At 75.4% G+C, this 12,334-nt stretch carries 12 protein-coding genes; 4 read left to right on the top strand and 8 right to left on the bottom strand.

The genetic code is table 11. The annotated features are described in order from the left end of the window. Positions 1 to 23 precede the first annotated feature (23 nt). From SM793_RS20215 to SM793_RS20190, 6 genes are all read right to left on the bottom strand, one after another. On the bottom strand, positions 24 to 995 hold the full coding sequence (locus SM793_RS20215; RefSeq protein ID WP_320439630.1) for a hypothetical protein: 972 nt from the start codon (positions 993 to 995) through the stop codon (positions 24 to 26). A 155-nt stretch (positions 996 to 1,150) separates the two neighbouring features. Then, a complete protein-coding gene (locus SM793_RS20210; protein ID WP_320439629.1) occupies positions 1,151 to 2,974 on the bottom strand; it encodes a condensation domain-containing protein in 1,824 nt (607 codons plus the stop codon). Between the two features lie 80 nt (positions 2,975 to 3,054). After that, on the bottom strand, positions 3,055 to 3,819 hold the full coding sequence (locus tag SM793_RS20205) for a 4'-phosphopantetheinyl transferase family protein (protein WP_320439628.1): 765 nt from the start codon (positions 3,817 to 3,819) through the stop codon (positions 3,055 to 3,057). Further along, on the bottom strand, positions 3,816 to 4,709 hold the full coding sequence (locus SM793_RS20200) for a hypothetical protein (RefSeq protein WP_320439627.1): 894 nt from the start codon (positions 4,707 to 4,709) through the stop codon (positions 3,816 to 3,818). The genes SM793_RS20205 and SM793_RS20200 overlap by 4 nt, the downstream gene beginning before the upstream one ends. 3 nt (positions 4,710 to 4,712) lie before the next feature. Next, positions 4,713 to 5,003 carry an acyl carrier protein gene (locus SM793_RS20195; RefSeq protein ID WP_266272654.1) on the bottom strand — a complete coding sequence of 97 codons (291 nt, stop codon included), beginning with the start codon at positions 5,001 to 5,003 and terminating at the stop codon, positions 4,713 to 4,715. Positions 5,004 to 5,121: 118 nt separating this feature from the next. Further along, positions 5,122 to 6,054 (bottom strand): 3-oxoacyl-[acyl-carrier-protein] synthase III C-terminal domain-containing protein, encoded by a 933-nt coding sequence (locus tag SM793_RS20190; RefSeq protein ID WP_320439626.1) that lies wholly within the window; start codon positions 6,052 to 6,054, stop codon positions 5,122 to 5,124. 147 nt (positions 6,055 to 6,201) lie between these two features. Between SM793_RS20190 and SM793_RS20185 the strand changes: the two genes are divergently transcribed. The 4 genes from SM793_RS20185 (at position 6,202) to SM793_RS20170 (ending at position 9,616) form a co-directional block, all read left to right on the top strand. Further along, positions 6,202 to 6,501, top strand: coding sequence for a hypothetical protein (locus SM793_RS20185; protein ID WP_320439625.1), 300 nt, complete (start codon positions 6,202 to 6,204; stop codon positions 6,499 to 6,501). Then, positions 6,498 to 7,739 (top strand): glycosyltransferase, encoded by a 1,242-nt coding sequence (locus SM793_RS20180; RefSeq protein ID WP_320439624.1) that lies wholly within the window; start codon positions 6,498 to 6,500, stop codon positions 7,737 to 7,739. The genes SM793_RS20185 and SM793_RS20180 overlap by 4 nt, the downstream gene beginning before the upstream one ends. A gap of 114 nt (positions 7,740 to 7,853) precedes the next feature. Continuing rightward, positions 7,854 to 8,819 carry an ATP-binding cassette domain-containing protein gene (locus SM793_RS20175; RefSeq protein WP_320439623.1) on the top strand — a complete coding sequence of 322 codons (966 nt, stop codon included), beginning with the start codon at positions 7,854 to 7,856 and terminating at the stop codon, positions 8,817 to 8,819. A 32-nt stretch (positions 8,820 to 8,851) separates the two neighbouring features. Further along, on the top strand, positions 8,852 to 9,616 hold the full coding sequence (locus SM793_RS20170; RefSeq protein ID WP_320439622.1) for an ABC transporter permease: 765 nt from the start codon (positions 8,852 to 8,854) through the stop codon (positions 9,614 to 9,616). 276 nt (positions 9,617 to 9,892) lie between these two features. Here the strand turns inward: SM793_RS20170 and SM793_RS20165 are convergent, their stop codons facing one another. Together SM793_RS20165 and SM793_RS20160 are read right to left on the bottom strand one after the other, a co-directional pair. Next, a complete protein-coding gene (locus tag SM793_RS20165) occupies positions 9,893 to 11,257 on the bottom strand; it encodes a PLP-dependent aminotransferase family protein (RefSeq protein ID WP_320439621.1) in 1,365 nt (454 codons plus the stop codon). Beyond that, positions 11,254 to 12,195, bottom strand: a complete 942-nt coding sequence (locus SM793_RS20160) for an alpha/beta hydrolase (RefSeq protein WP_320439620.1) — start codon at positions 12,193 to 12,195, stop codon at positions 11,254 to 11,256. Before SM793_RS20160 ends, SM793_RS20165 begins: the two co-directional genes overlap by 4 nt. Positions 12,196 to 12,334 lie beyond the last annotated feature (139 nt).

The raw sequence follows: 12,334 nt of genomic DNA, 5'->3' as shown, positions 1-12,334 counted from the left end.
GCCGTCCCGTTTTGTCCGGCAAATCACCTTTGCATGGCGGAGCCGTTCGGGCGACCCGGATGGTCTCCGGACCGGGTGGCGCCCGGACCGGAAGGCGGGGCCTCCGGCGGGACCGGTTCGGCGGACTCCTCCGGCGGGCCCGGCCCCGCGGACTCCGGCGGGAGGCCCAGCTCGGACTCCACCTCGCCGAACCGGGACAGCACGAAGGTGCCGCCGACCGCCACCACGAACCCGGTCACCGCGCACCAGGCACAGCCCGGCCTGGCGGTGTCGCCGAGCGCCACCACCCCGACCAGCGCCGGGCCGAAGGTCTCGGACACGGTCCCGGCGGCGGTCACCGCCGTCACCGTGCCGCGCTGGAGGGCCAGCGCATAGGCGAGGTACCCGCCGAGGCCGCCCAGGGCCAGCCCGTACGCGGCCGGGTCGGTGAACAGGTCGAGCGGCCCGGAGACGTCGAGGACCCGGACGGCGAGGCTGGTGACCCCGAAGCCCACCCCCGCCAGCAGGCCGAGACCGACCGCCGCCGCGTTCCCGCTGCGGCGGGCGAGGGCGAACGTGAGCAGCAGCATCAGCACGGTGGTGGCGAGCAGCGCCCAGTGGAACGCGGCCGACGCGTGGTCGCGGCCCGCACTCCCGGAGCCGAGGGCCAGCAGGGTCAGGCCGACCACCACGGCGGCGATGCCCAGCAGGTCGGCACGGTGCAGCCGGGCGCCGAGCAGCCGGGCGGCGGCGAGCGCGGTGACGGCGAGGCTGGCGTTGGTGACGGCCTGGACCAGGAACAGCGGCAGGGTGCGCAGGGCGACGATGCTCAGGGCGAAGCCCGCGATGTCCAGGCCGGTGCCGAGCAGGAACCGCCAGGACCGGAGCAGGGCGGCCAGCAGGCCGACCCGCACCCGGTCCGCGTGCGGCGCCTCCCGCGCGCCTCCCGCCTGGAGCACCGAGCCGAAACCGAAGCAGACGGTGGCGGCCAGGGCGGTGGTGAGTCCGAGCAGCATGGCCCTCCCGGCGTCGGGGGTGCCCCGGGAGCCGGGGTCCGTCCCCAGTCTCCGCCGGGCCCGCCCGGGCCGCAGCGGGGAGGGCCGGGCACACCGGAGACTGGGGACGGCGAGCGCGGCGGAGACCGGGGACGGCGGGCCCGGCGGGGCGGGCGCTACTCCGGGATCGCCGCCGCCCGGCGGCCCGAGCCCTCCGCGTGTGCGGGGAGGGTCGGCCAGGTGAGCAGCGGCAGTGGGCCGGGGTGGTGGTGGACGGCATAGTGGTGCGGCGCCATCGCGGTCTCGCGGCCGGGGAGGGTGGAGACGACCGCCCGGTGTGCGGCGGCGGGGGTGAGGCCCTGGTCGGCGGTGGCGATCCGGGCGGTGAGCCGCCCCTCCTGGTAGCCGAGGTCGACCGCCGTCGCCCGCGCGCCGAGGGCGTCGGTGACCAGGGCGCGGACGGCCGCGAGGTCGATCCAGTCGGCGCCGATCCGCTGCCAGTCGCCGGTGCGGGTGGCGGGGCTCAGGCCGCTGAGGGCGGCCAGCCCGGCGAGCGGCAGCGGTCCCTCGGCGGCGGCGGCGAGGACGGCGGGGACGGCACGGGCGAAGCGCTCGGCGTCGGCCCGCTCGAGCACCTCGGGGCAGGCCAGCAGGGCGACCTCCAGGCTGCCGGCGGTGCGCAGGATGTTGAGCATGAGGCGCACCGGCAGCGGCTGGTCCGGCAGCCACTGCACCTCGGGGTCGGCGGTGGGGGCCGGGCGGGCGTCGGAGAGGGCCTCGGGGATGGCGAGGCTGAGGTCGTTGACGACGATCTGGCGGGCGAAACGGGCGCCGCGCCGCTCGGCGACGTCCTCCACCAGTTGCCACACCTTGTCGGCGTTGAGCGTGCTGTGCCAGTAGCCGGTGAAGGAGGCGACCTTGGTGCGGCCGATCAGGGCGTCCAGGTCGTCCAGGTCGTCGTCCGCGGCGGAGGGGCCGACCTCCAGGGCGATCAGGGCGTCCTGCGCCAGGGTGCCGATGTGGTCGGCGAGGGCGGAGCGCTGGCGGTTCGCCGACAACGCCGAGATCACCAGGTCCGTGCGGGCGGCGCGGTGCGCGGCGAGGGCGGCGAAGACGGCGAACAGGACGACCGAGGGGCCGGCGGCGGTGCGGCGGCAGACCGTTTCGAGGTCGGCGGCGGCGGTCCGGGAGCGCAGCAGCAGGGCGGCCGTCCCCTCGGACGGGCCGGGGGTCATGCCGTCGACGGAGAAGGAACTCGACGGCCCGGCGCTGAGGACCGTCTCCCAGTGCTTGAGCGCGGCCGCGGTCTTGCGGCGCCCCTGGGGGCTCTGCTCCAGTGCGGCGAGTTCGAGCGGGGTGCGGGCGCCGGCCGGTGGCAGCTGCGCGCCGGTGGCGAGGGCCAGCCAGTCGCGGATCAGCAGGGTGACGGCGACGCCGTCGACTCCGGCGTGGCAGCCCACCACGACCAGCCGGTGCACGAGTTCGCCCTCGGTGAGCAGGGTGAAACGCAGCCGCGGGGCGGCGGTCAGGTCGAACGGCACGGCGACGTCGGCCCGGCCCAGCTCGTCGGCGAGGGCGTCGATCCCGGCGCCCTCGCGGTCGCCGACGGGGACCAGAGAGACGGTGAACTCGCCCTCGGCACGCACCTCCTGGCGTTCGGGGAAGCCGTCCGTGCCGGGGCCGGGCGGGAAGACGGTGCGCAGCGACTCGTGCCGTTCCAGCAGCGCGCGCAGGGCGGCGACGGCAGTGGCGACGGTGGTGCCCTCGGGGACGGGCCAGACCGACTCGCGGTTGATCTGTTCGGGCCGGTCGCGCCCGATGCAGCGGAGCATGTTGTCCTGGCCGAGGGTGAGCGGGCCGAAGCCGCCGCCCACTCCGTGGAAACGGGCCGTGATCAGGCCCTCGGTCTCGGTCACGTCGTGCGTCATCACGTCGATCGCGCCCTTCGGTTCGCAGGTCTGGGCGAGGTGCGGTCGGGACGCTACCAGCGGGACGATCATGTGGTCCAGACCAGAAATCTGGGATGCCGGCGGGTCCACGGCGCCGCTATGACGCTTCGTCAACTACCTGACATGGCAGGTCAATCGGGTGGTGACCAGACCCGCCGTCGGACGCCGGACGGCCCGATGCCGACGGCGGCCACCGCGGCCCGGAACCGGTCGGGGGCGGGCACGTCCTCGACCCGGCAGGGCCCAGGGCCGAGCGCGCCGGGGTCGGCGAGCAGCACCGGCGACGGCCCGTCCAGCGGCAGCCCGAAGCCCTGGACCAGCCGCCCGCCGTACGCCTTGACGCATGCCTCGCGGCGGCACCACAGCACGGTGAAGCGCCCGGCCGGGTCCGGGTCGGCGGCGACCGACTCGGCCTCGGCGGCCGGGAAGTAGCGCCGGGCCATCCGCACCGCGACCCGCGCGTCCCGGACCTCCTCGACGTCCACCCCGACGGCGCGCCCCTCGGTGAGGGCGACGGCCGCGAGGGCGCCGGAGGCGGAGTGGTTGACGGCGAGGCCGTCGATCCCGGGTTTGCCGTGCGGGCCGTAGCGCCAGACCAGCCGCGCGGGATCGCGGCCGAGCCGGGCTCCGGCGAGCAGGCGCACGGCGCCGTGGGCGACGGTGAACCGTCGCCCGAAGCGCCGGTCAGGACCGTCCGCGCGGGCGCGTTCGGCCGGGTCGAGCAGCTCGTACAGGGCGCGGACCACCGGCTCGGGCTGGTCGGTGGGGATCAGCCATATGTCGATGAGGTCGGCGCGGGCCCCCGGAGCGGCCGGAGCGACAGAAGTAGCAGGGAGGGCAGGGGCGGTAGGAGCGGCGGGACCGGTGCCGGCCGGGGCCGGACCGGAGCCGGTCATGACGGCGGACCCGCGCGCAGGGTCAGGGTGGAGAGCACGCCGAGCCTCCGGTCGAGGTCGGCCAGCAGCACGGGTCGCCGCTCGGACCGCCAGTCGGGCAGCCGGTCGGCGAGGGCCGACCACAGTCCGGTGAACGGCTGGCCGGCGGGGACGCGGACGGCGTCCAGGCCCGGCACCTCCAGCCCGGCGGCGAGCAGGACGGCCGCCTCCTCCCCCAGCGCCTTCGCCTGCCGGCGGACCTCCTCCGCGACCGAGTCGGGCGAGTACGCCGAGCCGAAAGAGCCAGAAGAGCCGAAAGAGCCGACCGAGCCGGCCGGGTCGACGGAGCCGGCCGCGCCGATTGCCGCACCACTGTCCTGACGGACCGTCAACTCCTCCCCGGGCAGCGTCTCGCAGACCAGGACGACGGCACAGTGGCGGTCCGGCAGAGTGACCGGTTCGGGCGGCCGGTGGTGCAGCGCGGTCTGCTCGGCGAGGACGACCACCGCGCGCCGTGCGACGCCGGTCCGCTGGTAGGCGAGCGCGGCGCGCAGCGCGGCGAACGCCCCGGCGGTGCCCTGGTCGCAGAGCGCGAGCGCGGTGGGCGTGCCCGCACAGGAGCGGCTGAGCGCGAGCGAGGTCGGCGCTCCGGGCCGGACGTCGGGCGAGTCGAAGGCCTGGATCAGTACGTCCGCCGGCTCGTCCGGTCCGAGCGCCTCGGTGAGCAGGCCGGCGGCCAGTTCCTCGTAGGCGTGCCCGACCCCTTCGGCCAGCAGGTCCTCGCGCAGCGGCAGGCCGTACGGGCGGACCAGGTCGGCGACGAAGACCCGCAGGTCGGGGTCGAGGGAGAGTTCGGAGCGGCCGTCGGCGTACCGCGTCAGCACCCGGGTGAGACCCGGGGCGGCGGACACCGGTCAGTCCTCGGCGATGACGTGCGCGGCGACGTAGTCGGCCAGATTGGTGACCGAGCGCAGGTCGTCCTCGGTGATCTGCTCGACGTCGACCTGGATGTCGAGTGCCTCCTCGACCTCGAGGATCAGCTCGATGGTGCCGGCCGAGGTGAGGCCGAGGTCGTCGAAGAGGCAGGCGTTCTCGGGGATCTCGAACGGGTCCCGCTTGAGGACGCGCGGGATCAGCTCGCCGAGGCTGTGCAGGATCCGGACGCGCAGCTCGGTGTCGGTGGTCTGGACCACTTGGTCGGACATGGGTGGGACCGTCCCGTCGTGCGTGGTGGAGTGGGGCGGAGCGGCCGAAGGACCGGCGCCCGGGGGAAAAGGAGAAGGACCGGGGAGGACGGGCCGACGGCGGGTCGGCCGTCCGGCGTCAGTGCTCGACGACCATGGCGGAGAAGGTCGCTCCGATACCGGCGGCCGCGACGAGGTAGCGGTCGCCCCGGTCGAGCAGCCCCCGCGTGGTGGCGGTGTGCAGGTTGATGAGGCCGTCCGCAGCGAAACTGTGCCCCACCGAGGTCACGTTGTCCAGCACCACCTTCCCGATCGGGAAGCCGATCCGGCGCGCGATCGTGCGCCAGGAAGCCTGGTTGACGTTGTGCGGGAGCAGCAGCGCCAGTTCGGAGAGGTCCAGACCTGCCTGTTCCAGAGCGGCCTCGATCGCCTCGACCATCACATCCGGGTACTCCCGCTGGTAGCGGGCCAGCAGGTCCGGGTCCTCGGCCAGCCGGCCGTCGAACTCGGGGCGCTGGCGCACCGCGTAGGACAGCACCCGGTCGCGGTCGCCGCCGGCGCTGACCAGGCAGGCGGCCGCGCCCTCGGCGAAGATCCCGGTCTCGGGCACCACCTGGGCGTCCTTGGTGAAGGTCTTCTCCCCGGCGAGCACCAGGGCCAGCGCCCGCGGATCGGGTTCTCCGGCGAGCAGGCGTCCGGCCAGGTCGACGGCCAGCAGGCCGACGGCGCAGGCGTGGTGGGTCACGGTGAAGGCCTGGGCGTGGCCGAGGCCGTAGCGGTGGAGCAGGTCGTGCAGCGGGTTGAGCGGGTACGGCACGGCCACCGGCATGCTGCGCGCGTGGATCACGAAACGGATGTCCCGTTCGCGTCCGCGCAGCTCCGGAAGGGCGTCGACGGCGGCGCCGAGCAGGTCGGGCAGCTTCCCGTCCGGGTCCAGTCGCAGCTGGTCCAGGCCGTGGAAGCGGCGGAAGAGTCGAAGTTGACGTGGGGTCAGGCCCAGGCGCTCGCCCACTGCCTCGATGGGCACGGTGTGGTGGGGGAGGTGGACGGCCACTGCCTCCAGTGCGGTCACGCGGGCTAGTATTCCCACGCCCGACGGGTCCGCACAAGTGATCTCGGGCGGTTGCGGCGCACAGTCCGCACAGCTCACCCCCACGGAACGCGCAGGCCACGTGCCGCCGTCCCCCGCCCCCGCGTCGTCGAGCCGGTGGAGTCCCTGATGAACGATCGTGAACGTCCCGTCCCCGTACCGCCGGTCCGTCCGGCCCTGGTGGCACTGCTGGCGGAGGCCGCACAGGCACCGCCCGGCTGGGCCGCCGGGGTGACCGGGCCGTCCCGGCTGGACGGCGACCTGCTGCTGGACGAGACCGAGCTCGCCGCACTGCACGAGGGCCTGCGCCGGAGCTTCGGCCCGTCGGTGGACCTCGCCGCGCTGCGGGCCGGACTGGACCTGGCCGCGCTGGAGGCCCTCACCGTCGCCGACGTCGAGCGGCTGCTGCCCGCGGAGGACGCCCGATGAGCCGCTTCCTGCTGGTGGTCCCGCCACTGACCGGGCACGTCAATCCGACCGTGGGCCTGGCCCGGGAGCTGGTGGCGCGCGGCCACGAGGTGGCCTGGACCGGCACCGAGTCGGCGCTCCGGCCGCTGCTCGGGCCGGACGCCACCGTGTTCGGCACCGGCACCCGGGCGTTCCGGGCGCAGGGCGGCCACGGGCTGGCCGCCGTCCGCTCGCTGTGGGAGGGCTTCATCGTCCCGTACGCGCGGTTCACCACCAAGGCGCTGGACGCGGCGGTGCGGGAGTTCCGGCCGGACGCGCTGCTGGTGGACCAGCACACCCCGGCCGGGGCGCTGGTGGCGCACCGGCACCGGCTGCCCTGGGGCACGCTGGCACCGGGGGCGATGGAGCTGGGGCGGCCCTTCCGGGGGCTGCCGCTGCTGGAGCAGTGGATGACCGGCCTGCTCCGGGGCCTGTGGCTGCGGGCCGGGCTGCCCGAGGAGGAGTACGTCGACCCGCGCTTCTCCCCCGCGCTGGTGCTCACCTTCACCGGTCCCGCGCTGACCGGTCCCGCGCCGACCGGCCCCGCACTGACCGACCCCGGACCGGCCGGCCTTGGACCCGGCGGCCCCGGGTCCGTCCCGGCGCACCATGCCGCCGTCGGGCCGGTACTGACGGACCGGCCGGCCGATCCGGAGTTCCCCTGGGAGCGGCTGCTGCCGGGGCGGCGCCGGGTGCTGGTCACCATGGGCACCCTGTCCGGCGAGCTCGGCGCGGACTTCCTGGCCCGGGCGGTGCGGGCGCTGGAGCTGTCCGGACCGGACGTGCAGCCGGTGTTCGCGGCGCCCGGCGGGCTGCTGCCCGAACTGCCGGGTCACGCGGTGGCGGTGGACCGGGCGCCGGTGCTGGAGCTGATGCGGCGCGGGGTGCTGGACGCGGTGCTGTGCCACGGCGGGATGAACACCGTCGGCGAGGCCCTGGCGCACGGACTGCCGCTGGTCACGGCGCCGATCCGGCACGACCAGCCGTTCGTGGCGGCCCAGGTGGCGGCGGCAGGCGCGGGACTGCGGGTGCCGTTCGCCCGGGTGACGCCGGATCACCTGGCGGCGGTGCTGCGGGCCGTCCTGGAGGAGCCCGGGTACCGGGCGGCGGCGGCCGGGGTCGGGGCGGAACTGCTCGCCGGCGGCGGGGCCGCGGTGGCCGCCGACCGGGTGGAGGCACTGGTCACACCGGGTGCCCCTTGGGCCAATCCATTGGTCTAGGCCATTGTTTCCGGGGTGCCGAAGCCCCTAGGGTGGCCCGCAGCACCACTTTCCAGGTGGCCCGCGCGCCGCCTTCGGCGCCCCGGCAAACCCATCCCCGCACGGGAGTTCTGGTTGATCGAGACCAAGGGGCTCAGCAAGTCCTACCCCTCCAAGAAACGCGGCCAGCCCCCCGTGGACGCTGTCCGGGGCATCGACCTGGACGTCGCTCCGGGTGAGATCTTCGGTTTCCTCGGCCCCAACGGCGCCGGGAAGACCACCACCCTGCGGATGCTCGCCACCCTGATCCGCCCCGACGGCGGCGAGGCCCGGATCGCCGGGGCCGACCTGTTCGCCGACCCCGCCGAGGTCCGCCGCCGGATCGGCTACGTCGCCCAGGGCGGCGGCACCACCGACGCCGTCACCGCGCGCGAGGAACTCGTGATGCAGGCGCGGCTGCACGGCACCGGCAAGGCCGAGGCCGTGCGCCACGCCGACGACGCCCTCAAGGCCTTCGAGCTCACCGAGTTCGCCGACCGGCCGTGCCGCACCTACTCCGGCGGCCAGCGCCGCCGGGTGGACATCGCGCTCGGCGTCATCCACTCGCCCAAGGTGCTGTTCCTGGACGAGCCCACGGTGGGCCTCGACCCCGCCAGCCGCGGACACGTCTGGACCGAGATCCGGCGGCTGCGCGGCGAGGGCATGACCGTCGTCGTCACCACCCACTACCTCGACGAGGCCGACGCGCTCTGCGACCGGGTCTCCATCGTCGACCACGGCGGCATCGTCGCCCAGGGCACGCCGGAGACGCTCAAACGCGAGATATCCGGCGACGTCGTGCTCGTCGGACTCGGCCCCGGCGAGGCCGAGCGCGCCGCCAAGGCCCTGCGCGAGCAGCCCGGCCTGCCGGAACTGCACCGCCTGGAACTGCGCGGCGAGGACGGCCTGCGGCTCTACCTGGACGACGGCGCGGCCGCCGTCCCGCACCTGCTGCGCGCCCTCGACGGGGCGGGCGTCACCACCGGCACCGTGCAGTTGCAACGCCCCAGCCTGGACGACGTGTTCCTGGCTCGCACAGGCCGCTCCATCGAGCAGTCCTGACCCTCACCTCCGAACCCCGAGGAGGGGCTCCGATGAAGCTCGCCCGCGACACCTGGCTGGTCTTCCAGCGCCAGCTGCTGCTGATGTGGCGGACCCCGGTCTGGATCGCCGTCGGCGTGATGCAGCCGATCTTCTACCTGCTGCTGTTCGCACCGCTGCTCAAGCAGGTGCTGGCGCCGATGGGCGCGACCACCTACGCCGAGGCCTACCAGATCTACGTGCCGGGCCTGTTGGCGGTGCTGTGCATCTTCGGCGGCCTGTACACCGGCTTCAGCCTGCTCGGCGAACTGAAGGCCGGCATCATCGAGCGGGCCCGGGTGACCCCGGTCAGCCGGCTCGCGCTGCTGCTCGGCCGGGCACTGCGGGAGACGGTGGCGCTGCTCGTCCAGGCGGTGATCATCACGATCATCGCGCTGCCGTTCGGCCTCCGGGTCGGCCCGCTGAACCTGCTGCTGGCCTTCCTGCTGATGGGCCTGCTCGCACTGATGACCTCGGCGATCTCGTACGGGATCGCGCTGGTGCTGCCGGCCGACGAGGCGATGGCGCCGGTGGTGAACACCCTCGCCCAGCCGATCGCGCTGCTCTCGGGGGTGCTGCTGCCGCTGGCGCTGGCGCCGATGTGGCTGCAGACGGCGGCCAAGTGGAATCCCTTCTACTGGGCCGTGGAGGGCATGCGCGCGCTGTTCGCGGGCCATCTCGGGGACAGCGTGGTCTGGCAGGGGCTGCTGGTGGTCGCCGTGATGACGGTGGCGGCCGTGTACTGGTCGGCCCGGCTGTTCTCGACCCGGGTGCGGTGAACCGGGTTCGGTGAAACGGGTGTGGGGCCGCATGCTGAACCGGCTGCGCCGAACCGGGCCCGGAACGGTGGGTCCGCGGACCCACGACAGACAGACACGCAGACACGCAGACAGACGGGAGGCGGGCGGGCCGGGCCGGAGGGGATCCGGTCGGCCCGCCTTCCGGCCTTCCCGGCCCCGGCCCGTACGCAGCCCGTACCGGCCCGTCCGCGCAGATGGAACGGCGGTGCCCCTTGCACGAAGGGGCACCGCCGTTCCATGTGCGCGGGCCGCGGGCTACCCGACCGCCCCGGCCCCGGCCCCGGCCCGAAGGAAGCCCGCGAGCCGGGCCACGCCCTCCGCGATCCGCTCGGGCGTCAGCGAGCTGATGGAGAGCCGCAGCCGGTGCTCACCGCCCCCGGCCGGATAGAACGGCGCCATCGGCGTCCACAGCACGCCGAAGTCCCGCGCGCAGCGCTCCATCGCCGCTTCGTCCGCCGCGAACGCCACCGTCAGCACGGCGAAGAACCCGCCCTCCGGCATGTTCCAGGACACGCCCATGCGGTCCCGCTCGGCGGCCGGGAGCTGCCGCTCCAGCTCGGCCAGCAGCGTCCCCATCGCGGCCGCGTAGTGGGCCGTCGCGGGGGCGTTGGCGGCCCGCAGCCGGCAGTCGTGGGTCAGCAGCATCCCGCCGATCACCGCCTGGCTGAGAGCCGGGGTGTTGACCGTCGTCATGCTCTTCAGCTTGGCGATCTCGTCGGCCAGCAGGGTGCGCCGGCCGCCCGGACCGGTCACCTCCTGGTCGGCGACCAGGTAGCCGAGCCGCGCGCCGGGGAAGCAGGTCTTGGCGAAGGAGCCCAGGTAGACGACCCGGCGGTGGCGGTCGAGCGCCTTCAGGGTGGGCCGGGCGCCGATGTCCCGGGCGAAGAACCCGTACGGGTTGTCCTCGACGACCAGCAGGCCCTCCTCGGCGGCGGTCTCCAGCAGCCCGGTCCTGGCGGCCACCGGCATCGAGGTGCCGGAGGGGTTGGCGAAGTCCGGCACCACGTACAGGGCGCGCGGGCGCCGGCCGGCGGCGCGGACCTCGCGCGCGGCGGCGCGGACGGCGTCCGGGTCGGGGCCGCCCTCCGGCCCCTCGGGGACCGGCACCGTGGTCAGGTCGAGCAGCCGGGCGGCCCCGGTGACGCCGACGTAGCAGGGCGAGCTGACCAGCAGGACGTCGTCGGGGCCGGCGCACAGCGCCCGCAGCGTCAGCAGCATGCCCTCCTGGGCGCCGACGGTCAGCACCAGCGCCTCGGGAGCCACGGTGAGTCCCTCGTCGTTGGCCAGGGTGCGGGCGACGAGGTCGTTGATGATGCCCTTGGTCGGACCGTACTGGAACAGCGTGGTGCGGATCGCGTCGCGGTCCAGGCCGGTGGCCGCCAGGTGGTCGAGGTAGGCGTCCAGGTAGGCGGGGACGTCCTCGGGCTCGAAGAAGCCCTCGTAGGGGCGGCCGGGAGCGAAGGAGATCGCCTGCGGGTAGCGGGTGGTGACCTCGTTCAGGAAGGTCATCGCGTCCAGCAGCGGGTCCGCGAGCGAGCCGTGCAGTTCCGCGAGCGGGAGCGTGACGGGCCCGGCGGCGTCCTCCGCGGCCGGGGTGGCCCGGGCGACCGGGGCGCTCACGCGAGCGCCTCGCGCAGCCGCCCGGCCGCGTACGCCTGGGCCTCGGCGGCGCCGTCCAGGGTGCCGGTCATGGCGAAGAAGCCGTGCGGCATGCCCTCCCAGCGGCGCAGCTCCACCGGGACCCCGGCCGCGCGCAGCGCCTCGGCGTACTGCTCGCCCTCGTCGCGCAGCGGGTCGTACTCGGCGGTGACGACGGTGGCGGGCGGCAGGCCGGTCAGGTCCGGGGCCCGCAGCGGGGAGGCGTGCGGGTGGTCGCCGTCGGCCGGGTCGGCCAGGTAGTTGCCCCAGTACCAGGCCACCGAGCGGCGGTTGAACAGGGCCGGGTCGTCGTGCTCGCGCAGCGACGGGGTGTCGGCGCGGGCGTCGGTGTTGGGGTAGACGAGCAGCTGGTGGCGCAGCGCGGGGCCGCTCCGGTCGCGGGCGAGCAGGGCGAGGACGGCGGCGAGGTTGCCGCCCGCGCTGTCGCCGCCGACGGCGAGGCGCTCGGTGTCCAGGCCCAGTTCCTCCCCGTGGGCGGCGAGCCAGTCGGCCGCGGCGGCGCAGTCCTGGACGGCGGCGGGGAAGGGGTGCTCGGGGGCCAGCCGGTAGCCGACGGAGGCGGTGGCGCAGCCGACGGCGTTGGTCAGCGCGCGGCAGATCGCGTCGCTGGTGTCGGGCGAGCCGAGGGTCCAGCCGCCGCCGAACAGGTAGAGCAGCACGGGGGGCCGTCGGCCGTCGGCGGGCGGCGCGGGCCGGTAGAGCCGGAGCGTGAGCTCGCCGCCGGGGCCGGGGAGGCGGTGCTCCTCGACGGCCTCGACCGGTTCGGGCGTGCCGGCGGCGGCGCGGATGTCGGCGAGGTCGGCGGCGCGGGCCTCGGCCACGGTGAGGCGGTAGAGCGGCGGTGTGCCGGCGTTCGCGCGGCGGTCGCGCAGGGCCTGGGCCTGGGGGTGCAGGGGCATCGGGGTTCCTCGGGGCGGCGGTCGGCCGTGGCGGCGGCCGGCGGTCGGGTGGGCGGCCGGGCGGTCGCCGAGCGGGCAACCGGGCAACCGGGCGGGCGATCGGGTGGGCGGCCGTGGCGGCGGTCGCCGGTCGGGCGGC

The organism is Kitasatospora purpeofusca (assembly GCF_034043715.1).
Taxonomy (GTDB): domain Bacteria; phylum Actinomycetota; class Actinomycetes; order Streptomycetales; family Streptomycetaceae; genus Kitasatospora; species Kitasatospora purpeofusca_A.
Note: the sequence above shows the minus strand (reverse complement) of the source record. Positions and strands in the feature narration are given on the sequence as shown.